This window comes from Coprococcus sp. LG101-27 (assembly GCF_027695515.1).
Classification (GTDB): Bacteria; Bacillota; Clostridia; order Lachnospirales; family Lachnospiraceae; genus Allocoprococcus; species Allocoprococcus comes.
Map to the genome: position 1 here is coordinate 27,770 of NZ_JAQEUJ010000009.1, position 24,719 is coordinate 52,488.

The window sequence follows — 24,719 nt, forward strand, 5'->3', positions numbered from 1 at the left end:
TGTTTACCTCTTTATCTTTTTGCCTGTTTTAAAATCCGTTTCAGTTCTTCTACACTAAATGTATACGCCGTATTGCAGAAATGGCATTTTACTTCTACTTCTTTTCCGTCATCGATCATTTCCTGGATATCTTTCTTTCCGATGCTGATGATGGCTTTCTCGATTCTCTCATGCGAACAATTACATTTAAACTGTGTATCCATTGTATCTGTAAATTCCACATTCAGACCATCCAGTACCTGCTCCAGCATCTGCTCCGGTGTATGTCCGTTATCCAGCATACTGGTAACGGAAGAGATCTTCTTGATATTCTCTTCCAGCTTATCCAGCACCTCATCCGATACAAACGGCATTACCTGCACGATAAACCCACCTGCACAGTGTACAGTGTTGTCCTTGTTCATCAATACTCCAAGGCCCACAGAAGACGGAACCTGTTCGCTGGTTGCAAAATAATACGTCAGATCTTCTGCGATCTCACTTGTCTGCAGAATAGTCTGTCCAACATATGGTTCTTTCAGTCCCATATCTTTAATAACATTTAAAAGACCGATTCCAACAGCTCCTCCAACATCCAGTTTGCCATTCTTAGGCGGCATCATTGCTTCCGGATGATCGACGTATCCTTTCACATCACCTTTTGCATCTGCAGTCACCGTAATTCCGCCAAGTGGTCCATCACCTTTGATCTGAAGCGTCAGCACATCTGTCTCATTCTTCATCATGCCTCCCATCATTGCTCCTGCTGTCAGAAGTCTTCCAAGTGCCGCTGTTGCTACCGGACTTGTGTCATGTCTCTTTCTTGCCTCTTCCACCAGATTTCCGGTTGTTGCGGCAAATGCACGGATCTGTCCGTCTCCCGCAGTTGCTCTTACAATATAATCTTTCATATAACAATTCTCTCCTGTTCTATTTTCCCTGTTCTCTTGCGATCACATAAATGCGCTCGCTTGTGTCCATCGGCGCATTCTTTGAAAATGCATCGTATGCTGTCACAAATTCCAGCCCCGACTTCCGAATCAGTTCCTTCATCTCCTCCAGCGTATACGCTCTCTGATAATGCGTCTCCTCATATTTGCGATAAAGCCCACTGTCCTTATCTGTCTCAATAAAAAGACTCAGATCATATTCATTGATCTTCTCATCTTCGTAATAATAGTTGTCCCAGATAAAACTGCATTCCTCCCGGTTCTCTGCAATTGTGCGATCCCCAAGAATCTCTTCATACTTGTAACGTGTATTAAAATCAAAAATAAAAACACCTTTCGGATCCAGATAATTGTTGACCAGGCGGAATACTTCCTGAAGTTCTTCCGGCTCTGTAATATAATTGACTGAATCGCAGACACTGATGACAGCTCTTACCGTACCATACAGTTCGAATTCTCTCATATCCTGCAGAAGATACAGAATATCATAACCGGATTTGTCTCGTTTCTCCATTGCGATCTCCAGCATCTCTTCCGCATTGTCCGCACCAATCATATCATATCCTGCCTTTGCAAGCAATTCTGTCATGTTCCCGGTACCGCACCCCAGATCCAGTACCAGTCCATCCCTGACGCCATATTCTCTCATAAGACCGGTGAGATATTCACACCATTCTTCGTAGGGAATATTATCCATGAAGGTATCATATACACGTGCAAAGCTTGTATACGCTTCCATACTCTGTTGTTCCTCTCTTTCGATTCGCCATCAATGCCCATAAGCAGCACTGACCGATGTCCACGGACCACTCCGCTGCGCATCCTGACATCCAGATTATTTTATAGTATAACACAGGATTTTCCTCTAGGAAAGTCATATTCTGATGAGAACTTTTCCCTTTTGGAATTTTCTTTACTGTTCACAGTACCTGTGACCAGTAACGCATTTTCTTTTTCAGACACAAAAAGAACCAGGGGAAATTCCCTGATTCTCTTCGTATTTTTTAGAATCCCAGTTCTTCATTCACCAAAATCACTTTTATTCTGTTTGGAACATGGCTGAATCTTGTAATCAGTGTCTGACAGCAGATACTTTTCGGAGATTTACAGTTGGAACAGACACCTATCTTCGCACACGGAAGCCCTTCAAAACGCTGTCCGTTAATCGGAGCTGCCACATACTTTGCACGGGCATATGCATCCTCTGCACTTCTTACAATTTTATTCATACCAACAATCATCAGAACATTTTCCGGTCCGTAAGAAATAGCTGCCACACGGTTTGCATTTCCATCTATATTGACCAGTATCCCATCTTCCGAGATTGCATTACAGCTTGCAAGAAAATAATCACAGTTAAATGCCTGATGCATCATCTCTGCTTTTTCCTCCGGTGTCGCGCACAGATCTCTGTCCAGCACTTTATAATTTCCTTTATGAAGTGCTTCTGGAAGTCCAATTGCCTTAATGCTCATAGACCCTCCCCAGCTGATGCTGCTTCCTTCCGGAATCAGCTCCAGTGCAAGGGCAAGTGCCTCTTCTTTGGTCTGTACATAATGTCCCTCCATCTGACGGGACTTCAGACTCTTTATCACCTGCTCAGCGAGCAGATCATTTCGCTTTGTAACAAATTTATCCATTATTCAACCACCTGGATCCATCCTTCCGGAGCTTCGATGTGTCCCATCTGGATTCCGGTAAGTGTTTCATATAATTTCTTGATAACAGGTCCCATCTCATCCATTCCGCTTGGGAAGCAGATTTCTTTACCATGATCTACAATCTTTCCAACCGGTGAGATAACTGCTGCTGTTCCGCAAAGTCCGCATTCTGCAAAGTCTTTTACTTCATCAAGATATACTTCTCTTTCTTCTGTCTCAAGTCCAAGATAATGTTCTGCCACATAAAGAATAGAACGTCTTGTAATAGATGGAAGGATACTGTTTGATTTCGGAGTAACTACTTTACCATCTTTTGTGACGAAGATGAAGTTTGCTCCACCTGTCTCTTCTACTTTTGTTCTTGTTGCTGCATCCAGATACATATTCTCTGCATAGCCTTCTTCATGTGCTGTTACAATTGCATGTAAGCTCATTGCATAGTTAAGACCAGCTTTGATATGTCCTGTTCCATGCGGTGCTGCACGGTCAAAGTCTGAGACTTTAATTGTGATCGGCTTTGCGCCACCCTTGAAATATGGTCCTACTGGTGTTACAAATGCACGGAACTGATATTCGTCAGCAGGTTTAACTCCGATAACCGGATTGCTTCCGAACATATATGGACGGATATAAAGGGACGCTCCTGATCCGTAAGGTGGTACATAAGCCGCATTAGCTTTTACTACCTGTACGATCGCATCTACAAAACGGTCTTCCGGAAATACAGGCATCTCAAGTCTTCTTGCGGAATCAGCAAATCTCTTTGCGTTCATATCCGGGCGGAATACAACGATGCGTCCGTCTTCTGTTGTGTATGCCTTCATACCTTCAAATACTGACTGGGAATACTGCAGAACACCTGCACACTCATTCAATACAATGTTGGCATCTTCTGTCAGGCATCCATCATCCCACTTTCCATCTTTGTAATTTGAAACATATCTCTTTTCGGTCGGGATATAACCAAATCCTATGCTTGACCAGTCAATCTGTTTCTTTTCCATTGTAATTCCTCCATTCCCTTGTTGCTTCTTACAGTAACATATATCTAAATTATAATTTTTGTTTCCCGTATTTTAAATCCTACGGATTACATATCGCTATTATATTACTTCTGTTTTTCAAATTCAAGAGTGCGCTCTGTTTTTTTTGATTTTTTTATCTTTTTGGCATTGTGATCGCTTCAATCCCCACACTTCCGCCTCTTACAACTTCAATTGAATTGAATTCAGAACGTAGAAACTGGATGATCGCTGTATTTTTATGTGCCGTGTGTACAAATTCAAGAAGCACACTGTCTTTTCCATAATCACGTACCTTTGCCTGATAGGTCTGCGCGATCTGGAAAAGCTCTGTCTTATCTTCCGGTGTACAGTTTTTTACCTTGATAAACATCAGCTCCTGCATAACAACAGATACTTCTGTAAAATCAATGACTCTGATGACTTCAACCATACGGTTCAGCTGTTTTTTGATCTGCTCATAAGTCTCTTCATCACTGTTCGTCTCAATCGTCATTCTGGAGATAGTCGGATCTTCTGTTCTACCTACCGTCAGACTCTCCAGATTATAGGATTTACCGGAAAAGAGTCCGGAAATCTTTGAAAGTACACCAACCTGATTTTCCACATATAAGGAAATCCATCTTTTTTTCATTGTATTATCCATCTTCACCTCTCCTCTCCATTAATCCATCAAAAGATCTTCCAGGGTTCCGCCCGGACGTACCATCGGATAAACCTGCACTTCCGGATCCAACATGAATTCGATCAGAGTCGGCACCTTCAGTGCACGGTTTGCTTTTGCCTGTTCAAATGCTGCTTTCATCTCGGATTTTTCGGTTACACGGATTCCCTTTGCCCCATAGCTTTCTGCAAGTTTTACAAAGTCCGGCGTATATTTCGGTGGATGCTCTTCTCCACGTCTTGTCGCTGCGCCTGCACGAAGATCCGTCATAGAATAGCGTTTTCCATAGAAAAGTTTCTGCCACTGGCGAACCATTCCAAGATAGGTATTGTTAAATACACAGAGGATCAAAGGAAGTTCTTCCAGCACTGCTGTTGCAAATTCCTGAATATTCATCTGCATACCGCCATCACCGGAAATTGCAATTACCGTACTGTCCGGATTGCCAATCTGCGCTCCGACTGCTCCCGGGAATCCATATCCCATGGTTCCAAGTCCGCCGGACATATAAAGTCTGGTCTTTTCATTCACTTCCAGATACTGGGATGTGAACATCTGATGCTGTCCTACATCTGTCACAACAATCTTGTCATCCTCTTTAAACACTTCATTGATCGTCTCCAGAATATCCTGAGCCTGCATCTGGTCTCCCTTTGGTTTCATCCTAAGCGGATGCTCCTCTTTCCAGCCTTCGATCTGTTCCATCCAGCTTTCTTTTTTCTCCATTGGTTCTACATATTCCAATAATTTTTCAATTGCTTCTTTTGCATCCGCAACGATCGGAATATCTACCTGAATGTTACGTGAGATGGAGGAAGTATCAATGTCGATATGTACGATCGTAGCCTTCGGTGCAAATGCATGCAGTTTTCCGGTGATACGATCGTTAAATCTGGTCCCGATCGAGAACAGCAGATCACATTCTTCCACTGCCATATTGGATGCATATGCACCGTGCATCCCCAGATTACCGATAAAAAGCGGATGCGTTGTCGGAATCGCACCACGTCCCATGATCGTTGTCACAACCGGGATCTGGGTACGTTCTACAAGTTCGGTAAACGCCTTATTCGCTCCTGCAATATTTACCCCACCACCGGCAAGGAACAACGGTTTCTTTGCTTTTCCAAGCATCTTGACTGCTCTCTTAAGCTGTCCGATGTGAACACCGGTACTCGGCTTATATCCGCGGATATTGACTGTCTCCGGATAATTCGGGCTTCCAAGCTCTGCCATTACATCTTTCGGGAGATCCACAAGAACCGGACCCGGACGTCCGCTGCGCGCAATATAGAATGCCTCTTTGATGATTCTTCCAAGATCTTCTCTCTTTCTTACTGTCACACCGTATTTTGTGATACTTCTTGTAATACCTACAATATCAACTTCCTGGAATGCATCATTTCCGATCAGATGTCTCGCAACCTGTCCGGTAAAACATACCAGCGGTACACTGTCATAATTTGCCGTTGCAATTCCTGTCACCAGATTGGTTGCACCCGGTCCGCTTGTTACCAGACATACCCCGACTTTTCCTGTTGATCTGGCGTAAGCATCTGCAGCATGGACAAGTGCCTGTTCATGACGCGGAAGTACAACTTTTGTGTAATCCTGTTTGTAAATTTCATCACTGATATCAATTGTACAGGCTCCCGGATATCCAAAAAGGATATCTACCCCCTCCTCTTTTAATGCTTTTACAAGTAATTTGTTCCCTGATATTTTTTTCATAAATCTACCTCCATGAATTTTCTATACAGATGATCGCCAAATTTTTATCATAGTCATATAGAATAACAAACGCCCTAAACGGCTGACCGTTCAGGGCGAATATAAAATCCGTGTTACCACCTGTCTTCAGAGAAGCTGCTTCTCTGCTCTCACGCAAGTACAGAACCATAGAAATGTTCGATACTATTCCCCTGTAACGTAGGGTCTACGTCGAAGTCTACTTGAGAAATTCCCGTTCGGTCCGCTGCTCAAAGGCTACTTCTACAATCCCTTCATGAAGGCTTACACCGTCCGCCTTCTCTCTTTGCTTCCGAAGATCATATACTCCTCCTTGTCATAGCATTTCTTCTATTGTCTCATCGATTACATTTATTATAAAGAGTGGTATATTGATTTGTCAATGATACATTTCGCAAATTTTATTGATCTATTTTATTCTTTCATATTTTGCAAATACATACTCAAGATCGAAATATGTCTGTTCATCCGTCTCAGCTGTTTTTTGCCAATCCGGATTTTTGTCCAGATCCGGGAACCAGGTATCTGCCTCATATACATGATCTGTCCGCGTAACATACGCTGTATTACAGTACGGAAGCATGGCACGGTAAATACTTTCTCCGCCGATCACAAATACTTCTCCTTCATGCTTTTTAGATTCCTGCATTGCCTCTTCCACGCTGTGTACCACGATCGCATCCTTCACCTGATAATCCGGATTATGGGAAATTACAATATTAACCCGGTTGGCAAGCGGACGCCCCTGCGGAAAGCTTTCCAGTGTCTTTCTTCCCATCACGACAATATTGCCTTCTGTCATCTGGCGGAAGTATTTCATATCTGCCGGGATTCGTACAAGCAGACTGTTATTCTTTCCTATTGCCCAGTTTTTATCTGCATTTACAATAATGTTCATCGTATCTGTCTCCTTTTCTAAACCGCGATCGGAATATTTTTGATCTGCGGTCCTGTCACATAATCGTCTAATCTTACGTCATCCGGTGTAAACTGATAGAAATCTTTCACTTCCGGATTCAGCCAGAATTTCGGTGCCGGGTGCGTCTCTCTTGAAATCAGTTCCTCGATCAGCGAAATATGCCTGTCGTAAATATGTGCATCTGCGATCACATGTACAAATTCGCCCACCTGCATATCGCATACCTGCGCGAGCATATGAAGTAGCACAGCATACTGGCATACATTCCAGTTATTTGCCGCCAACACATCCTGGGAACGCTGGTTCAGGATTCCGTTCAGTGTCAGCTTGTCGCTGCCTTTTTCTTTTGTCACATTGAACGTCATGCTGTATGCACACGGATACAGATTCATCTCATGAAGATCTTGATGTACATAGATATTCGTCATGATCCGGCGGCTGTAAGGATTATTCTTCAGATCATAGAGTACACGATCTACCTGATCCATCATTCCCTCTTTGTAGACATGCTTTACGCCCATCTGATAGCCGTATGCCTTCCCGATCGATCCATCTTCATCTGCCCAGCTGTCCCAGATGTGACTGTTCAGATCGTGGATATTATTGGATTTTTTCTGCCAGATCCACAAAAGCTCGTCCGTACAGCTTTTGATCCCGGTTCTTCTGAGTGTCAGTGCCGGGAATTCTTTTCGCAGATCATACCGGTTCACCACACCAAATTTTTTTACAGTATACGCCGGAGTCCCGTCTTCCCATCTCGGACGTACCTTTTCTCCTTCTGTGCTGGTTCCATTATCAATGATGTCCCTGCACATCTCTATAAAAATTTTGTCTGCATAACTCATGCCTGATTACTCCTTTTTCCAATGCTGTGCCTTTTAATATTCTCTGATAATGCTGCTGATCTCACTTACGATCGGCATTTCTTTTAATTCCTCCAGTGCATCCTGAAGATGGTATTCCTTGACTGCGGATGTTCCGATGACAAGTTCTGCCTTTGCCGCTTTTGCCTGTTCCTGGATCACACGTTCGATACTTACCTTATGATCTCCGAATACTTTCGCGATTGCTGCCAGTACTCCCGGTTCATTACTCACCTGCATACGGATAAAGAAACGATTCTTGACGTCCGCAAATTCCTTGATCGGAAGCTCTTTGTATGCGCTCCATCCGATTCTTCCGGTACAGTTCCATACAATATTTCTTGTAACATCCATCACATCTCCGACAACTGCACTTGCGGTCGGCAGTTCTCCTGCTCCTCTTCCATAGAACATGGTATCCCCAACTGCATCTCCGTGTACAAAAACAGCATTAAAGGAATCTCTTACGGTAGCGAGCGGATGTTTCTTATCGATCATCATCGGATAAACACCTGCTTCAATTCCATTAGATGTATTTCTCGCAATACCGATCAGTTTGATCACATTTCCCATCTCTTTTGCGTAATTTACATCTGCTGCTGTGATCTTTGTGATTCCCTCCGTATAGACATCCGAAAATTTCACCTGTGAATGGAATGCTGACGTAGCCATGATTGCCACCTTACGTCCTGCGTCCAGGCCTTCCACATCTGCCGTCGGATCCGCTTCTGCATAGCCAAGCTCTGTCGCCTTTGCGAGTGCTTCTGTGAAATCCATTCCATCTTCAAACATCTTTGTCAGGATATAGTTAGTCGTACCGTTGACAATTCCCATGATCTCATCGATCTGGTTGCCTTCCAGGCACTGCTTAAGCGGACGGATGATCGGGATTCCTCCTGCTACCGCTGCTTCAAACAGGAAATCCGCGCCTCCTTCTTTTGCTGCCTCGTATAGTTCCTTTCCATATTCTGCAATCAGATCCTTATTTGCACTTACTACATTTTTTCCTGCTTTCAGCGCTTCTGTGATCATCGTTTTCGCAGGCTCAATTCCACCCATCACCTCGATCACGATCTGGATTTCATCATCTTCTATAATCTCTTTCCACTGATCTGTCAGCAGATTCTGATCTACACCCTGTCTTACTTTTTTCATGTTGTGCACCAGAATTTTCTTTATTTCAAGAGTGGCGCCGGTCTTCTGCTGCATCTCTTCACTGCGACGTCCAATCAATTTATAAACACCTGTTCCGACTGTTCCAAGTCCAAGTAATCCTACTTTGATTGTCTTTGTATCTGCCATATCTTCGCGTCCTCCTAATCTATAGTAAATCCATTTTATTCTAGCACTTTTTTGTAAATATTCAAAGAACTTTCTTGACATCTTTTGGGGACGTGATAACATTATAAATGTATGATTCTATGTATTTAAGGATGTGAATGTTAAACATAATTTTTAACATTTACATCATTTAATAAGGGAGTAGATACATATTAAAAAACCAAAGAGGAGAGATAAATCATGCAGTGCCCGATTTGTAAAAAGGATCTTGAGATCAAGAACAAAAAAATAGGCGAAAATGAAGCCGGTGAAGCAATCTACAATGAATTCGCAATCTGCCGCGATTGTAAAAAGCAGTGGAATTTAGATAAACAGCGTGAAAAGAAAAAAAAGCTTGCAAAAGAAGCATTGGCTGAAAAAACAGTTGAAGCCGGTAAGGCTGCAGAAAAGCCACACAAAAAGCGCCCGGCTGCCGAAGGAGAAAAAACTTCTGCCGAACGTCCTGCCCAGCCAAAGAAAAAGAAAAAACGTCCGGTATCTCCGGAAAACGCCGAAAAGCGGACCGCTTCTTCTGCTAATCCAGAAGTACCGGCTCATCCGAAGAAAAAACGTCCTAACCCGGCTGCCGAAAGCGAAAGACCGGTAAGAAAACCTCGTCCGAAGACAGAAGGTTCTTCCGAAGAACAGCCATCCAGACCGCATCCAAAGAAACGCCCTGCTACTTCAGACCGTCCACTTCTCAAATATGCAGAAGGTCAGGAAGAAAGCCGGGAAAAAGTTCGTCCACGTCCGAAAAAGAAACGTCCGGAAGAAGCCAAACCGGTACATGCAATTGACAATTCCAGCACACGTATCATTTCTGATGAAGCGGATGAACTTAAAATTACTGCACCTGATCTTTCCACTCCAGAGGGAGAAAAAGAACAGACCTATTCTAATATCCCACCAAAGCATGTCCGTGAAAAACGTGAACAGGAGATGCGTGAGAACTATCAGAATATGTTAGACGAAGAAGATGACGATGATGAGCGACATTTTCCTGTTGTGCTTGTTGTAATCCTTATCTTCCTGATCATCGCAGCTGCTGCATTTGCAGGATACTGGTTCTTCCTGAAATAAAAAAAAGAATAGTTATGATGAAAGACTGGCTCGATGCCAGTCTTTTTTACGTTAGTAATGAGCCAGGGTTTCGTGTAAACACGAACCCCCGGCGAACGTACACCATCTCGCTTAGCAGCTCGATGATGTACATTCGCCAAATACAGATTTTTACACCCATGCAGATCCTTGTGCAAGCACAAATCTGCATGGGTGCCAATGGGTATTTTACGTTAGTAATGAGCCAGGGTTTCGTGTGACCACGAAACCCTGGCGAACATACACCATCTCGCTTAGCAGCTCGATGATGTACATTCGCCAAATACAGATTTTCACATCCATGCAGATCCTTGTGCAAGCACAAATCTGCATGGATGTGAAAATCTGTATTTGGCTCATTGTATGCACAAAAAAAGAACCACACGCAACATGTAGTTCTTAATTCAAGAGCGACAGACGGGACTCGAACCCGCGACCTCCACCTTGGCAAGGTGGCGTACTACCAACTGTACTACTATCGCATTCATTATTTGTTGTTCATCAGAACAATAAATACTATACAATATATCTATCAATTGGTCAAGTATATTTTCAATTTTATATGTCGGACTTTTCTACTTTTCTTCGCCTATTATTCTGTTAAAATCATTTTTTGTCTGATTAACAGAAAACTTATTGAATCTACGCAAAAAGTAGAACAGAATTTCTTCATTTTTTCGTTGACAATTCCTTCTTTGTACGGTATAGTAGATATTGTTCTGATGAACACAATTTAATAGATGCGATAGTAGTACAGTTGGTAGTACGCCACCTTGCCAAGGTGGAGGTCGCGGGTTCGAGTCCCGTCTGTCGCTCTTTGTGAGACTTATGATTTTCATAAGTCTCTTTTTTCATTCATGTAAATTTCTGATTAAACTTTTAATTAAATCAAAAGCCCCCATTTGTCAGAGTTGTGCCAGATACACGAAAAGGGATCCGCTTTCACTTTTTTTAAAAGCCTGATCCCTTCTTTTTATTTATTCTAACCTTATAGATCTACTCTTCTATTTTGCCAGCCAGTCCATTGCAATCTTCGCATACATGGCTACGCCAAGCGGTAATGCTTTTTCATTAAACAGAATCTTTGGATTATGCTGTCCTTTCCATTTACTCTGATCTTCCACTCCGGCTCCGACTACAAAATAACTTGCCGGTATTTTTGCTGAAATCACGGCAAAGTCTTCGGATCCCATGACATGAAATCCACCGTTAATCGTTGTTCCCGGATTCTCAAGAGACTCAACACTTTTAATATACTCTGCATTCAGTTCTTCATTGCAAGTTACACTCGGAACATTGCTGAGTTCTTCGATTTCACATGTAGTACGATAAGCTGCTGCAACAGCCGGAACAATTTCATTAATCCTCCGGATCAGCATCGTCCTCACTTCTTCATTAAATGTCCTTAGTGTTCCCTGAAGCACGCAGCGCTCCGGAATTACATTTGCTGCATTACCAGCTGTAAACTGTCCAATCGTAAGTGCTGCCTCTGCTGATGGTGGACATTCCCTGGCGATCAGTGCCTGAAGAGCATGATAAACTTCTACACCAGCGTTGATCGGGTCAATACAGCCCTCCGGTGCAGAACCATGTCCGCCACGTCCTGTAAGGGTGATTTTAAAGCCATATACAGATGCCATGGCTTCCACACCATATCCAATCGTTCCACATGGAATTGCCGCAAATACATGCGCTGCAAAGGCAGCATCTACATGCGGATTCTCCAGGACTCCTGCTTCCACTGCTGCTTTCGCTCCGCGGAAGGTCTCCTCACCTGGCTGGAACAATAATTTGACCACGCCCGGCAGTTCTTCTTCATGTGCCTTTAAAATTTTTGCCGCTCCAAGAAGGATCGTAGCGTGCAGATCATGTCCGCATCCATGCATACAGCCATTCTTTGATGCAAATTCAAGTCCCGTTTCCTCTTCTACCGGAAGCGCATCCATATCACTTCTCAGAAGAAAACATTTATCCCCTTTTCCAATCTGAGCGATAATCACTGAAACCTCAGGAAATACCTTGTATTCTACATTCATCTCATCCAGACGTTTACTGATATATTCCACAGTCTTTGGAAGCTCCAGATCCGTCTCAGGAATTTGATGAAGATCTCTTCTCCATTTTATAAGTAGATCATTCATTTCCTGCGCTTCTTCTAAAATTTTATGTGCCATATATCCCATCCTCCTTTTATTTCAACTATCATTATTATAGAATTTCGCTATAAAAAAAGAAATGAACATTTCTTCACTTTGACAGCCAATTCTGTTTTATGTGAAAAAATGTTCATTTTTAAAAATTGAATTATAAAATTTATTCAGCGTCCGCTGTATGCTCTTCCAGCTCCAGTCCAAGCTCTTCCAGCTGCTTCGGATCGACTCTCTCCGGTGCTTCTGTCATCAGGTCGGATGCATCTTTTACCTTCGGGAACGCGATCACGTCACGGATGCTGTCCTGTTTTGCCATCAGCATAACCAGACGGTCAAGACCGTAAGCAAGTCCTGCGTGTGGCGGCACACCGTATTTAAATGCATTCAGAAGGAATCCGAACTGCTCCTGTGCCTGTTCCGGTGTGAATCCAAGTACTTCAAACATTTTACTCTGGATCTCCTGGTTGAAGATACGGACACTTCCGCCTCCGATCTCGTTACCATTCAGAACGATGTCATATGCTTTTGCACGGACTCTTCCCGGATCACTGTCGATGTACTGAAGGTCTTCTTCCATCGGCATGGTAAACGGATGATGCATTGCTGTGAAACGGTTCTGTTCATCACTCCACTCAAGAAGCGGGAATTCTGTGATCCACAGGAATTTGTATTCAGTCTTATCAAGGAGTTCCATCTGATGTGCCAGTTCCAGTCTAAGTGCACCAAGAACATCCCATACAACTTTATTCTTATCTGCCGCAAAGAGAAGAAGGTCTCCATTCTCTCCATCCATCGCTTTAATCAGCGCTGTTGTCTCTTCTTCCGTCATGAATTTTGAGAAAGAAGATTTGACAGTTCCGTCTTCATGGATTGCAATATAAGCAAGTCCCTTTGCTCCATAACCTTTTGCAAAATCAACCAGCTTGTCGATCTTCTTTCTGGCCATGCCACCCTGGCCTTTTGCGTTGATACCACGGACAGTTCCGCCTGCTTCAATCGCATTCTTAAATACAACAAATTCGCTGTCTTTGACAGTCTCTGTCACATTAACCAGCTCCATGCCGAAACGGATATCCGGTTTATCAGAACCGAATCTGTCCATTGCTTCCTGCCAGGTCATTCTCTGGATTGGGAGCTGTACATCGATATCCAGTACTTCTTTGAACAGATATGCAAGCAGTCTCTCATTGATATCAATGACATCATCAACATCTACAAAGGAAAGTTCCATATCCATCTGTGTAAATTCCGGCTGACGGTCTGCACGAAGGTCTTCATCACGGAAACATTTTACGATCTGGAAATATCGGTCATATCCGGAGCACATCAGCAGCTGTTTGAAGATCTGCGGTGACTGCGGAAGTGCATAGAAGCTTCCCGGATGAATACGGCTCGGTACCAGGTAATCTCTTGCACCTTCCGGTGTACTCTTGATCAGGAACGGTGTCTCGATCTCAAGGAATCCTTCTTTTGCCATGAACTGACGTGCGAGGGTAGCCACACGGCTTCTCATCATCAGGTTTCTCTGGATGTCCGGTCTTCTAAGATCGAGGAAACGGTATTTCAGACGTACTTCCTCTTTTGTCTTGGAATTCTCTTCGATCGGGAACGGAGGTGTCTCAGATTCAGATAAAATTCTGAGTTCTTCCGGTTTGATCTCAATCGCACCTGTTGCAAGATTTTCATTAACTGCACCGGAACGTTTTTCAACAGTTCCCACGATTGCTACAACAAACTCACTTCTAAGCTTTGCTGCCTTCTCAAGAAGCGCTTTATCTGTACTTCCCTCTTCAAAAACAACCTGGATCAGTCCGGAACGGTCACGTACATCTACAAAAACCAGTCCACCTTTATTTCTGTTCTTCTGTACCCATCCCATGATGGTTACTTTTTCACCGATGTTTGCCTCTGAAAGCTCTGCACACCGATGTGTTCTTTTCAGTCCTGTCATTGACTCTGCCATTCTAATTTATCCTCCTGCGTTTCTCTTTCCTTATAAATCCATAACGGAATCTTTGTAGCAGTCTGTGATATCTTCATATCCTTCTGCGATCAACTGATCCTTCTGGAATTTCTTGTTCTTCTTCATATTGACCACCAGAACCTGTTTCCCGGCTGCGCGGTCAGTTTTTGCCATCTCAAGTACTTTGAGGATGCCTTCCTTGTGCATATTCTTTTCAAGAAGATATGCTTTTTTCTGGCGTTTAGAAGGAATCTCATATCCATTTTCCAGAAGCAGCATGACAATACGCTCAAATCCGATTGAGAATCCACATGCCGGTGTGTCCTGCCCTGTGAATTTACCGATCATCTTATCGTAACGTCCGCCACCTGCAACAGAGCCGCCAAATTCATCCATCGTTACTTCAAAAATGGTTCCTGTATAGTAAGATTGTCCACGTACCAGCGTCGGATCAAATTTTACTTTGAAATCTGCCTCTTTTGCACTTTCTACGCTGGAGATGATCGTTTCCATGCTGTCGGCTTTCTTTTCGTCAAGGAATCCTGCCAGCTTTTCCTTGCAGAAACGGATTCCGTCAACATCCGGGCTGATCTCATCAAAGAGTCCAAGATAAGTATCTACATTTTCTTTTGTATAACCCATCTCAACCAGTTCTTCGCCTACGCCTTCTTTGCCGATCTTATCCATCTTATCAAGGATGATAAATACTTCATCGAAATCTTCTTCCTTAAATCCACTAAATGCAGCCATCGCCTTTAAGATATTACGGTCATTGATACATACCGTAAAATTGTGGAAGTCCATCTTTCCAAGCATGGTCGTGGTTGCAAGGATCAGTTCGATCTCCGCAAGATTACCCGGCTCACCTAAAATATCGATATCGCACTGCATGAACTGACGGAAACGTCCTCTCTGTGGACGGTCTGCTCTCCATACATTGCCAATCTGAAGTGCCTTAAACGGTGACGGCAGTTCATTTGCATGATTTGCATAGTATCTTGCAAGTGGAACTGTCAGGTCATAACGAAGTCCTCCGTCTACCAGATCGATCTCTTCTTTTGCCTCAGCAATTTTCAGTTTTTCCCCTCTCTTCAGAATCTTGAAGATCAGTTTTTCATTGTCGCCACCCTGTTTGCTGCACAGGTTCTCAATGTGTTCCACGCACGGTGTCTCTATAGAAGTAAATCCAAATGTCTTATAGGTATCCTTGATCATCTGGATCACATAGTCTCTGATTTCCATTTCTTTCGGGAGCATGTCTTTCATGCCGGTAACCGGTTTTTTCTTTAATGCCATAACCATTCTCCTTTTCGCTCTATCATCTCATCGATACGGGAAATATATTCTCCCACATCTCTGACATTTTCTATTCTTATCAGATTCGTCATCCGCCCGTTTTTACTTCCGGGCGCCGGAATCTCATACGGAAGCACCACCTTAGTCGATGCGCCAGCACCGGCAGCAACGATGGACTGCTTTTCCTCCATAATCAGTATATTGTAAATTCCCGCTTTGTCAACCTTTGCGTAACCTACATTTTCAAAATTTCCTGCAATATTTTTCTGTCTGTAGAGATAATACGGATAAAGTCCCATCTCACCGGCCGCCTTACGTGCCATATCGATCATCTCTTCCAGCTCTCTTGCCATCTGTTTGTAATTTTGTTTTTCTGTGCTTGCAGCCCGTTCGCGTGTCAGTCTCGAACCATGTTTCATTGCAAGTGCATGGACCGTCAAACTGTCCGGTGCAAGCTCTTTGATCTGACGGAGAGTATCTTCCATTTCCTCCGGATGTTCTCCCGGAAGACCTGCGATCAGATCCATATTGATATTGTCGAATCCCAGTTCTCTTGCCAGATGGAAAATGCGGACTACATCTTCCACTGTATGACGTCTTCCGATCACATCCAGTGTCTTCTGCTGCATGGTCTGTGGATTGATGGAAATTCTGCCAACTCCATGCTTTCGAATCACTCGCAGCTTGTCCTCAGTAATACTGTCCGGTCTTCCGGCTTCGATCGTATATTCTTTCAGATGTTCAAAGGAAAAATGTTCTTCCAGGAAACTCAAAACCCGATCCATCTGCTGTGCACTCAGGGTTGTCGGCGTACCGCCTCCCATATAAATCGCATTAAGATGCTTTTCTTTTGAAACCTCTGCAATGAATGCAAGCTCTTTTAAAAGTGCATCTACATATTCATCCATCCGGTCCTGCCATTTTGCAACCGGATAAGAAGTAAAGGAGCAGTAACTGCAGGTTGTCGGGCAGAACGGAATTCCGATATAAAGACTGTATCCATTTTCATAATCCAGCTTGTCAAGCTGGGCCTTTTCCCGCTTTGCAATCTCGATACCAAGCATTGCTTTTTTCTCGCTTACCACATAGGTATCATGCATATACCGGATGATTTCTTCCTCAGAAGAACCTTCTTCCAGTCTTTCCATGATCATCTTTGTGGGGCGGACACCTGTCATATTCCCCCATGCATGTTCTTCTCCGGTCTTTTTGACCAGGGTCTGATATAATTTTTTATTGATATAACGCTTTTGTTCTCTTTTTTCGCTGATGTCTGCGAATTCAGCCTCCCTGCAATGAAAAAAGGTCCACCGGACCTTTTTATCACATGCCTGCTCTTCCAGATCTGGTTCCTCTTCTGCGGTCATCTCGATCAGAAGTTCCTGTTCTGGATCTACCTTCTGGCTGATCTCGGCATCAGGAAGAAATGACTTTACGATATGATACATGTCGTAGGTGAAACGTTCATTCTTACAGCTGATCCGAATCATTTCTCTGCTCCTCTATACATACGGGTTGTTCACTTTTTCGTTGCCAATCGTTGTTGCGCCCATATGTCCCGGGAATACCTTTGTTTCATCCGGAAGCAGGAACAGCTTTTCCTTGATCGAACGAATCAGTGCAGAAGTACTGCTGGTTGCAAAATCACTTCTTCCGACTGAACAACAGAACAATGTATCTCCACTGAAAAGTACTCCCTCTTTTTCTACATAGTAGCATACGCCGCCCTGGGTATGTCCCGGTGTATGGATCACCCGGAAATCTTCTCCGATCAGATGAAGCACATCTCCATCATGGATCACGTCTCCACCCGGGTAGCTGTAGCCATTTGTATATACCGTTGACTCATTCATAGACGGTGTGTGAAGAAGCTCCAGATCGGATTCTTCTACATAAACCGACATTTCTCCATACCGGTCGATCACTTTATCGATTCCCATGATATGATCAAAATGCGCATGAGTCAGAAGAATTGCCTTAATTACAAGCTCTTCCTCTTCGATATAACCGATCATCGCTTTTGACAGATTTGCCGGATCAACGATCACGGTCTCTTTTGTTTCTTCATTAGTAACAATGTAACAATTGGTACTGATAATTCCTGTTACAAATTTTTCGATTTTCATTTCTTTTTACCCCACTGCTCGTTCTATATCCAGCACACCGACGATCTGCCGGAGCTTTCCGATCACTTTTCCAAGCTCCTCTCTTCCCCGGACAATAAATCCGGCTTCGATTGTTGCCGTTCCCTGTTTGCTGGTTCTTACATTCATAGACTTCACATCAATATTCATCTCCGTGAACACCTTGGACATATCCATCAAAAGTCCCTGCCTATCATTTGCATACATCTTGATCTCAGCCAGATAGCTTCCGGTGTCTGTACCTTCCTCCGGTTTTTCCCATTCTGCCGGGATCAGACGCGCTCTTTCCGTTTCTGACAGATGAATGATATTGACACAGTCCGTCCGATGGATCGACATTCCACGTCCACGGGTGATAAAACCAACGATCTCATCTCCCGGCACCGGATTGCAGCATCTGGAAAAGCGCACTGCCATATCGTCGATTCCCTTGACCACGATACCACTCTTGGATCGGGTGATATGCACCTTGTTCTTTGCTGCTTCCGCAACCTTTTCCAGAACACTTTCGTCAGTCAGTTCTTTTCGGTGATCCTTACTGTATTCTTCCGCAAGACGGTTGACGATCTGACCTTCCTTCAATCCGCCATGTCCAAGTGCTGCAAGGATCGAATCCCAGTCCTTAAAGCCGTACTTTTCCTGCACGATCTGCATATATTTCGGTTTCATCAGATCCGAGAGTACAAATCCTTTTGCCTTACAGTATGCGGCGAGCATTTCCTTACCACGTACAATATTTTCTTCTTTGAATTCTTTCTTAAACCACTGGTTGATCTTGTTTTTCGCCTGGGTACTCTTGACGATACTCAGCCAGTCACGGCTCGGTCCTTTGGAGTTCTGCGAAGTCAGGATCTCGATTCGGTCCCCGTTCTGGATCTTATAATCGATATTGACCAGCTTGCCATTGACTCTGGCACCTACCATCTTGTTGCCGACCGCAGTATGGATCGCATAGGCAAAGTCAACCGGCGTAGAACCGTTCGGCAGGTTCTTGACATCTCCGTTCGGTGTAAAGCAGTATACATCCTCTGCAAATAGATCCAGGTCTCCTTTCAGAAGATTCAGAAATTCCCGGTTGTCTGACATGTCTCGCTGCCATTCCAGGATCTGACGAAGCCAGCTCAGTTTCTCTTCTTCCTTCGCTTCAACGCTCTTCTTTCCATCTTCAGACTCTTTATATTTCCAGTGTGCCGCAATACCGTATTCAGCAGTTTTATGCATCTCTTTTGTACGGATCTGGATCTCAAACGGCTGACCGATCGAACTCATCAGAGTCGTATGCAGAGACTGGTACATATTTGCCTTCGGCATTGCGATATAATCTTTAAAACGTCCCGGTACCGGTGTATACATCTCATGGATAACTCCAAGCGCCGCATAACAGTCTTTTACAGAATCTACGATAATACGGACTGCAAACAGATCATAGATCTGATCCACCGTCTTATCCTGGTTCACCATCTTCTTATAAATGCTGAAGAAATGCTTCACACGTCCGTTCACTTCTGCATCAATGTTCGCATTCTTCATATGCGTGGAAACCTCATCCACAATCTGCTGGACAAATTCTTCCCTTTCCGTTTTTCTTGCATTGATCTGCTTTACTAGATCGTTAAAAACCTCCGGCTGGGAATATTTGAGTGCCAGATCATCAAGCTCTGTCTTGATCTTGGAAATACCAAGCCGTTGTGCGATCGGAGCATAGATATCCATGGTTTCTTTTGCTTTTTCCAACTGCTTCTCCGGTCGCATATACTGCAGGGTACGCATATTGTGCAGACGGTCGGCAAGCTTGATGATGATAACACGGATATCTTTTGCCATCGCAAGGAACATCTTACGAAGATTCTCAGCCTGGACCTCCAACTTATCCGCTGAATAGGAAAGCTGTCCCAGCTTTGTGACACCGTCTACCAGAAGAGCCACCTCATCTCCGAATTCCTGACGGATTTCTTCGTCCGTCATCACCGTGTCTTCTACCACATCATGAAGGATGCCGGCAACGATCGTCTCTTTGTCCATCTCCAGTTGTGCCAGAATGATTCCTACCCACAGAGGATGGATAATATACTCTTCTCCGGATTTCCGTGTCTGCCCTTTATGCGCATCTCTTGCAATATGATATGCTTTTTCGATCATAGAGACGTCCGCCGAAGGATGGTACTTTCTGACTCGCTCGATCAGACTTTTATAGAGCAGTTCCGGATTCTGATAATCTTCCACATCCTTTACCGCATGACCATCTACGATCTCCAGTTTTTTATGTGTTGGTTCGATCAGCATCTCCTGCTGGATTCCGATATCGTCTGCCATAGCCTTCCCTTCTTTCTCATTAGTTTCCCGGATACTGGATTACGGAATCTACTTTGTATCCTTTCAGTTTTTCCCGTCCTTTTAATCCCATCAGTTCGATCAGGCAGAGAACTTCTACAACCTCACCGCCAAGTCCTTCGATCAGTTTGATCATTGCTTCTGCCGTACCGCCTGTTGCCATCAGGTCATCTACAATCACAACCTTGTCTCCCGGTTTGATCGAACGCTTGTGGATCTCGATCTCTGCACTTCCATATTCCAGATCATACTTGATCGATGCTGTCTCGCAAGGAAGCTTTCCTTTTTTACGGATCGGCACAAATGCTTTTTGCAGATTATATGCAATCGGCATTCCAAAAATAAATCCTCTGGACTCCGGTCCGATCACGATGTTGAAATCCATGCCTTCAAGCTTATCCTGCAGTTCCCGAATGGAAAGCTGAAGCCCTTCCGGATCTTCAAGAATGCTGGTTACATCTCTGAAAATAATTCCTTTTTCCGGATAATCCGGAATGCTGACAACATATTCTTCAAGTTTTTTCATCTTTCTTCTCCACCTTACCTACAAATATATGCAATATTTATTAGTATAGCATAAAATTGCTGTTTTTCAAATTATTTATAATTTTGGATCACAATCTGTGGCGTACGGACTCCCTGATACTCATTGATATCAGGATAATAGGTAAATGCCATAACAATTCCATGCCCATGTCCGTGCAGTAGACACTCACAGGCAATATCTCCAAATTTTTCACGCACATATTCCACAAAGGTATTCACATCTCCAAAATACATGGCATCCATCCTTGTACCGTGAAGATCCTTCACCTGCAACTTCAGCACATTTTTATTCTTGCCAAGGATTCTCGCACTTTCCACCTGTACCTGTCTTTCTGCAAAGACCGGACGTGCATTTCCTTTGCCAAATGGTTCCAGAACCGCAAGCTCTCCGATAAATTTTTCATTGACACATTCAAACGGGAGCTGCATATCTATGGCAATCTTTTCATTCAGATCCTCTGGTGTGATCCCGGATTTTTCGTTAATCTCCTTACGGAACTGTTCCAGATTCTCCTCCGGCATGGAGAGACCTGCCGCCATCTTATGCCCGCCAAATTTTGACAACAGATGCTTTACCCGGTTCAGTCCTTCATACATGTGCCAGGTCTCGATCGATCTTCCTGAGCCCTTTAAACCTTCCGCGCCCTTCGTCAGCACAAAGACCGGACGGTAATATTTTTCCCGGATCCTTCCTGCCACAATCCCGGCAAGGCTTTCATGACATTCCGGCAGGTAGACCACCAGCACGTCTGCATCCTTAAGTTCACTGTTCTCCACCTGGATAAACGCCTCTTCTACCGCCTGCGCCGTCATATCCTTCCGGCTGTCATTGAGTGCTTTCAGATCACCTGCCAGCAGATCCGCCTCCGCCACTTTCTTTGCCTCCAGAAGCTCCAGGGCACGCTTTGCTGTATCCAGTCTTCCACTGGCATTCATACACGGGCCGATCACAAATCCAATGTGATACGGAGACAGCTTATCTACATTCACACCAGTACATTCCATCAGCGCCTTCAGTCCCAGATTCTCCGTCCGTTTCAGCATATCCAGTCCCTGTTTAACAAAAATACGGTTTTCGTCCACCAGATTCATAACATCACCGATCGTTGCGATTGCCACATTTTCCATCAGATAATCTGCATCTTCCGCATCTTTTCCCATGGCTTCCATCAGAGCCTCCACCAGCTTGTAAGCAACCGCAGCCCCGCACAGCCCTTTGAACGGATAAGTACAGTCCTCCTGCTTCGGATCCACAACCGCATCTGCCTCCGGCAAAATATATCTTCGTTCCCCGCCAATTTCCGTATACGGGACCTCATGATGATCCGTCACCACAACCGTCATTCCCATACTTTTTGCATAGGCGATCTCCTCTGCCGCCGCAATCCCGTTATCACAGGTAATGATCGTATCCACGTTGGCCTCCAGCGCCCGGTCGATCAGGTTCCGGTTTAGACCATACCCGTCCTTCATACGATCCGGAATGTCACTGTCCACATCAGCTCCGAGCATCCGGAATCCCTCCAGAAGAATATAGGTCGACTGGATTCCATCAATATCATAGTCTCCAATGATCCTGATTTTTGCATTTTCTTTTATCTTTTCTCCAAGAACCGCTACTGCCTTGTCCATATCCTTCATCAGCATTCCATCGTACAGATCGGCGATCGTACCGTTTAAATATTTCTCGATCGCATCATCCCCGATCACATCCCGGTTTCTTATCAGGGAAGCCACTCGCGGACTGATATGGAATTTCTCACTGATATGCTGAAAATCCGCTCCTTTTCTCAGAAGTACCCAGTTCTCCATTTTCTCTTTTCCTTTCTTTGGTAGTCAGATAATACAAAGATGCCGGAGGATTCTCCTCCGACACCTCATTTTCTGTCAGTTATTTCTTTTTCGCTGCTTTTTTGCCGCCGATTTTTGTTTTCATTACATACCATAATGCACCGGTGATACATACAGATGAATATCCGCCACCTGCAATACCAACCATAAGAGGTGCTGCAAATTCTTTAATAGAGCTTACACCCATGATATAAAGAACCGCTACCATGACAAATGTAGTAAATGTTGTGTAAATACTTCTTGTCAGTGTATAAGTGATACTTCTGTTTACAAGCGCTTTCAGATCATCGTTTCTCTTCATGACCCGAAGCTCTTCACGGATACGGTCGAAAATAACGATCGTCGCATTGATAGAATATCCAAGGATTGTCAGCATACATGCGATAAATGTATTACCGACAGATGTTCTTGCAAGTGCATAGAATGTAAGCACAAATAACAAATCGTGTAAAAGAGCAAGAACCGCACTTGATGCGAAACGTACATCTTTGAACCGGAACCAGATATAGATCAGCATACAGATCGCTGAAATGATAACTGCAATGATCGCATCCTGTCTCATCTCGGAGCTTACCGTAGAACTGATATTTTCTGCTGTAATTGTCGATGTGTCTACACCAAATTTATCAGCAAGCGCATTGTTAAGTGCTTCTCTTTCGTCAAGATTCAGCGTCTGTGTCTTGATGATGATCTGATTGCTGTCTTTTACTTTCTGTGCCTGTACATTGTGATCTCCGGTCACATCTTCTACAACCGGAACGATCTTTGAATCAATCTCTTTGATCGAGTAATCTTTATCAAATGTTACGGTTGTAGCCGTACCGCCCTTGAATTCCAGGCTGTAGTTCAGCGCACCTTCACCTTTTCCCGACTGGACTCCCATTGTCACAAAACCTGCTGCGATCACAGCAATTGATATTGCAAAGAAAATGGCTTTCTTTCCGAGGAAGTCGATAATTTTTCTTTCTTTTTTGAATTTTTTCGCATAAAATTTCACATCACGAAGACCAATCGCATACAGAGAGAAAATGATGATTCTGGTAATAACAAGTGCCGTAAACATTGACACAACAATACCAAGTGCCAGTGTCTGTGCAAATCCTTTTACAGAACCTGAACCCTTGAACCAGAGAATAGCTGCAGCGATCAGAGTTGTTACGTTACCGTCAACGATCGCAGACAGTGCTTTGTGGAAACCATTCTTCAGGGAAGTCTTAACACTGATACCTGTTGTCACTTCTTCACGCACACGGGCGAAAATGATAACGTTGGCATCGACTGCCATACCGATTCCAAGGATGATACCTGCAATTCCCGGAAGGGTAAGCGTGATATTAAATGCATTTAAAAGCACCAGGATCAGTCCTGTGTAGATCAGAAGTGCTAGACCTGCTGCAAGTCCCGGAATCAGATATACGAAGCACATAAATACGAAGATGATGGCAAGTCCGATGGCACCAGCCATTAAGCTTGTGCTGATTGCTTCTTCTCCGAGCTGTGCAGCTACTACATTAGAGCGAAGTTCTTCCAGTTCCAGAGAAAGTCCACCGATTCGGATGGTAGCTGCAAGATTGTCTGCTTCTTCATAGCTTGACATCCCTGTGATAACGGCTTCTCCGCCTTCGATCGCCTGATTAACTCTTGGTGAACTGATTGTCTGTCCATCATAAATAATGGAAATCTGTTTTCCTACATTTGCTGCTGTTGCTTCTGCAAATTTGGTTGTTCCTTCTTTGGTAAGCTGCAGAGCTACGACATATTCTTTGTTCTTAGTCGTAGAGTTCTCCTGTGTCTGAGCCTCTGCATTTTTAACATCTGTTCCTTCAAGAACGGTATTGCCATCTGCATCCTGAAATACCAGTGATCCTGGTTTGCCAAGTTCTTCCAGAACTTTATTAGCATCGGATACACCCGGGATCTCGATGTTGATCCGGTCATCCCCTTCCTGATATACACTTGCTTCTGTACTGTACTGCTCTACACGCTTCTGCAGCTTGTAGATCGTATCCTTCATATCTTCTGCTGAAGGATTCTTGTCTTTTGTCTGATAGGTAATGCTGACACCACCGGCAAGGTCAAGACCAAGATTGATATTTCTTGCGGAACCTGTGTGGGAGGAACCAAATCCCTGCCAGCAGGTAAATCCAAGAAGTCCTAAAAGTGCAGCAATCAGAACAAGGCTTACTATTCCTTTACTCTTCTTCATGTCCAAG

The 24,719-nt window shown here is 43.9% G+C and carries 19 protein-coding genes, 2 tRNA genes and 1 other annotated feature; of the genes, 2 read left to right on the forward strand and 19 right to left on the reverse strand.

Annotated features, from left to right (window positions below; genetic code table 11):
* Positions 1 to 11: 11 nt before the first annotated feature.
* The 9 genes from hslO to PG766_RS08235 all read right to left on the reverse strand — a co-directional run bounded on the left by hslO (position 12) and on the right by PG766_RS08235 (position 9,109).
* Positions 12 to 890, reverse strand: coding sequence for an Hsp33 family molecular chaperone HslO (gene hslO / locus PG766_RS08195; RefSeq protein ID WP_118199018.1), 879 nt, complete (start codon positions 888 to 890; stop codon positions 12 to 14).
* Between the two features lie 19 nt (positions 891 to 909).
* Complete coding sequence (locus tag PG766_RS08200) at positions 910 to 1,692, reverse strand: class I SAM-dependent DNA methyltransferase (protein ID WP_270205714.1); 783 nt, start codon at positions 1,690 to 1,692, stop codon at positions 910 to 912.
* Positions 1,693 to 1,933: 241 nt separating this feature from the next.
* A complete protein-coding gene (locus PG766_RS08205; RefSeq protein WP_118199017.1) occupies positions 1,934 to 2,569 on the reverse strand; it encodes a lactate utilization protein in 636 nt (211 codons plus the stop codon).
* Positions 2,569 to 3,594: a branched-chain amino acid aminotransferase gene (locus tag PG766_RS08210; RefSeq protein WP_008369610.1), complete on the reverse strand. Its 1,026-nt coding sequence runs from the start codon at positions 3,592 to 3,594 to the stop codon at positions 2,569 to 2,571. Before PG766_RS08210 ends, PG766_RS08205 begins: the two co-directional genes overlap by 1 nt.
* Positions 3,595 to 3,748: 154 nt before the next feature.
* A complete protein-coding gene (gene ilvN, locus PG766_RS08215; RefSeq protein ID WP_022221140.1) occupies positions 3,749 to 4,258 on the reverse strand; it encodes an acetolactate synthase small subunit in 510 nt (169 codons plus the stop codon).
* An 18-nt stretch (positions 4,259 to 4,276) separates the two neighbouring features.
* Positions 4,277 to 6,007: a biosynthetic-type acetolactate synthase large subunit gene (gene ilvB / locus PG766_RS08220; protein WP_008369614.1), complete on the reverse strand. Its 1,731-nt coding sequence runs from the start codon at positions 6,005 to 6,007 to the stop codon at positions 4,277 to 4,279.
* An 88-nt stretch (positions 6,008 to 6,095) separates the two neighbouring features.
* Positions 6,096 to 6,354, reverse strand: a binding site (T-box leader).
* An 80-nt stretch (positions 6,355 to 6,434) separates the two neighbouring features.
* Positions 6,435 to 6,923: a dihydrofolate reductase gene (locus PG766_RS08225; RefSeq protein WP_117824630.1), complete on the reverse strand. Its 489-nt coding sequence runs from the start codon at positions 6,921 to 6,923 to the stop codon at positions 6,435 to 6,437.
* A gap of 17 nt (positions 6,924 to 6,940) precedes the next feature.
* Positions 6,941 to 7,789 carry a thymidylate synthase gene (thyA, locus tag PG766_RS08230; protein WP_118199016.1) on the reverse strand — a complete coding sequence of 283 codons (849 nt, stop codon included), beginning with the start codon at positions 7,787 to 7,789 and terminating at the stop codon, positions 6,941 to 6,943.
* Between the two features lie 33 nt (positions 7,790 to 7,822).
* Positions 7,823 to 9,109 (reverse strand): homoserine dehydrogenase, encoded by a 1,287-nt coding sequence (locus PG766_RS08235; protein ID WP_270590730.1) that lies wholly within the window; start codon positions 9,107 to 9,109, stop codon positions 7,823 to 7,825.
* A 219-nt stretch (positions 9,110 to 9,328) separates the two neighbouring features.
* On the opposite strand from PG766_RS08235, the gene PG766_RS08240 reads away from it, so the two are divergent.
* The gene (locus PG766_RS08240; RefSeq protein ID WP_118199014.1) at positions 9,329 to 10,207 is read left to right on the forward strand and encodes a hypothetical protein; all 879 of its coding nucleotides are present in this window, start codon (positions 9,329 to 9,331) and stop codon (positions 10,205 to 10,207) included.
* 427 nt (positions 10,208 to 10,634) lie between these two features.
* Here the strand turns inward: PG766_RS08240 and PG766_RS08245 are convergent.
* Positions 10,635 to 10,707, reverse strand: a tRNA-Gly gene (locus PG766_RS08245).
* A gap of 260 nt (positions 10,708 to 10,967) precedes the next feature.
* Between PG766_RS08245 and PG766_RS08250 the strand changes: the two genes are divergently transcribed.
* A tRNA-Gly gene (locus PG766_RS08250) sits at positions 10,968 to 11,040 on the forward strand.
* 189 nt (positions 11,041 to 11,229) lie between these two features.
* On the opposite strand, the gene PG766_RS08255 is transcribed toward PG766_RS08250, so the two are convergent.
* From PG766_RS08255 to secD, 9 genes are all read right to left on the reverse strand, one after another.
* Positions 11,230 to 12,399, reverse strand: coding sequence for a M20 metallopeptidase family protein (locus tag PG766_RS08255; RefSeq protein WP_118199012.1), 1,170 nt, complete (start codon positions 12,397 to 12,399; stop codon positions 11,230 to 11,232).
* 139 nt (positions 12,400 to 12,538) lie between these two features.
* Entirely contained in the window at positions 12,539 to 14,338 is a 1,800-nt protein-coding gene (gene aspS / locus PG766_RS08260; RefSeq protein ID WP_118199011.1) for an aspartate--tRNA ligase, read from the reverse strand.
* A 30-nt stretch (positions 14,339 to 14,368) separates the two neighbouring features.
* On the reverse strand, positions 14,369 to 15,640 hold the full coding sequence (hisS, locus tag PG766_RS08265) for a histidine--tRNA ligase (protein ID WP_118199010.1): 1,272 nt from the start codon (positions 15,638 to 15,640) through the stop codon (positions 14,369 to 14,371).
* Positions 15,625 to 17,124 (reverse strand): coproporphyrinogen dehydrogenase HemZ, encoded by a 1,500-nt coding sequence (gene hemZ, locus PG766_RS08270; protein WP_118199009.1) that lies wholly within the window; start codon positions 17,122 to 17,124, stop codon positions 15,625 to 15,627. The genes hisS and hemZ overlap by 16 nt, the downstream gene beginning before the upstream one ends.
* Before the next feature lie 12 nt (positions 17,125 to 17,136).
* Entirely contained in the window at positions 17,137 to 17,760 is a 624-nt protein-coding gene (locus PG766_RS08275) for an MBL fold metallo-hydrolase (protein WP_117558964.1), read from the reverse strand.
* Between the two features lie 6 nt (positions 17,761 to 17,766).
* Complete coding sequence (locus PG766_RS08280; RefSeq protein ID WP_181988839.1) at positions 17,767 to 20,091, reverse strand: RelA/SpoT family protein; 2,325 nt, start codon at positions 20,089 to 20,091, stop codon at positions 17,767 to 17,769.
* Positions 20,092 to 20,110: 19 nt separating this feature from the next.
* Positions 20,111 to 20,635 carry an adenine phosphoribosyltransferase gene (locus tag PG766_RS08285; RefSeq protein WP_022221132.1) on the reverse strand — a complete coding sequence of 175 codons (525 nt, stop codon included), beginning with the start codon at positions 20,633 to 20,635 and terminating at the stop codon, positions 20,111 to 20,113.
* A gap of 71 nt (positions 20,636 to 20,706) precedes the next feature.
* Entirely contained in the window at positions 20,707 to 22,467 is a 1,761-nt protein-coding gene (gene recJ, locus PG766_RS08290) for a single-stranded-DNA-specific exonuclease RecJ (protein WP_118199008.1), read from the reverse strand.
* A gap of 79 nt (positions 22,468 to 22,546) precedes the next feature.
* Positions 22,547 to 24,712 (reverse strand): protein translocase subunit SecD, encoded by a 2,166-nt coding sequence (gene secD, locus PG766_RS08295; RefSeq protein ID WP_117823006.1) that lies wholly within the window; start codon positions 24,710 to 24,712, stop codon positions 22,547 to 22,549.
* Between the last annotated feature and the right edge of the window lie 7 nt (positions 24,713 to 24,719).

What these genes read in the sequence shown, in the direction of transcription:
- hslO (WP_118199018.1), bottom strand. Translation starts at nt 890, where the DNA reads ATGAAAGATTATATTGTAAGAGCAACTGCGGGAGACGGACAGATCCGT.
- PG766_RS08205 (WP_118199017.1), bottom strand. Translation starts at nt 2,569, where the DNA reads ATGGATAAATTTGTTACAAAGCGAAATGATCTGCTCGCTGAGCAGGTG.
- PG766_RS08210 (WP_008369610.1), bottom strand. Translation starts at nt 3,594, where the DNA reads ATGGAAAAGAAACAGATTGACTGGTCAAGCATAGGATTTGGTTATATC.
- ilvN (WP_022221140.1), bottom strand. Translation starts at nt 4,258, where the DNA reads ATGGATAATACAATGAAAAAAAGATGGATTTCCTTATATGTGGAAAAT.
- ilvB (WP_008369614.1), bottom strand. Translation starts at nt 6,007, where the DNA reads ATGAAAAAAATATCAGGGAACAAATTACTTGTAAAAGCATTAAAAGAG.
- PG766_RS08225 (WP_117824630.1), bottom strand. Translation starts at nt 6,923, where the DNA reads ATGAACATTATTGTAAATGCAGATAAAAACTGGGCAATAGGAAAGAAT.
- thyA (WP_118199016.1), bottom strand. Translation starts at nt 7,789, where the DNA reads ATGAGTTATGCAGACAAAATTTTTATAGAGATGTGCAGGGACATCATT.
- PG766_RS08235 (WP_270590730.1), bottom strand. Translation starts at nt 9,109, where the DNA reads ATGGCAGATACAAAGACAATCAAAGTAGGATTACTTGGACTTGGAACA.
- PG766_RS08240 (WP_118199014.1), top strand. Translation starts at nt 9,329, where the DNA reads ATGCAGTGCCCGATTTGTAAAAAGGATCTTGAGATCAAGAACAAAAAA.
- PG766_RS08255 (WP_118199012.1), bottom strand. Translation starts at nt 12,399, where the DNA reads ATGGCACATAAAATTTTAGAAGAAGCGCAGGAAATGAATGATCTACTT.
- aspS (WP_118199011.1), bottom strand. Translation starts at nt 14,338, where the DNA reads ATGGCAGAGTCAATGACAGGACTGAAAAGAACACATCGGTGTGCAGAG.
- hisS (WP_118199010.1), bottom strand. Translation starts at nt 15,640, where the DNA reads ATGGTTATGGCATTAAAGAAAAAACCGGTTACCGGCATGAAAGACATG.
- hemZ (WP_118199009.1), bottom strand. Translation starts at nt 17,124, where the DNA reads ATGATTCGGATCAGCTGTAAGAATGAACGTTTCACCTACGACATGTAT.
- PG766_RS08275 (WP_117558964.1), bottom strand. Translation starts at nt 17,760, where the DNA reads ATGAAAATCGAAAAATTTGTAACAGGAATTATCAGTACCAATTGTTAC.
- PG766_RS08280 (WP_181988839.1), bottom strand. Translation starts at nt 20,091, where the DNA reads ATGGCAGACGATATCGGAATCCAGCAGGAGATGCTGATCGAACCAACA.
- PG766_RS08285 (WP_022221132.1), bottom strand. Translation starts at nt 20,635, where the DNA reads ATGAAAAAACTTGAAGAATATGTTGTCAGCATTCCGGATTATCCGGAA.
- recJ (WP_118199008.1), bottom strand. Translation starts at nt 22,467, where the DNA reads ATGGAGAACTGGGTACTTCTGAGAAAAGGAGCGGATTTTCAGCATATC.
- secD (WP_117823006.1), bottom strand. Translation starts at nt 24,712, where the DNA reads ATGAAGAAGAGTAAAGGAATAGTAAGCCTTGTTCTGATTGCTGCACTT.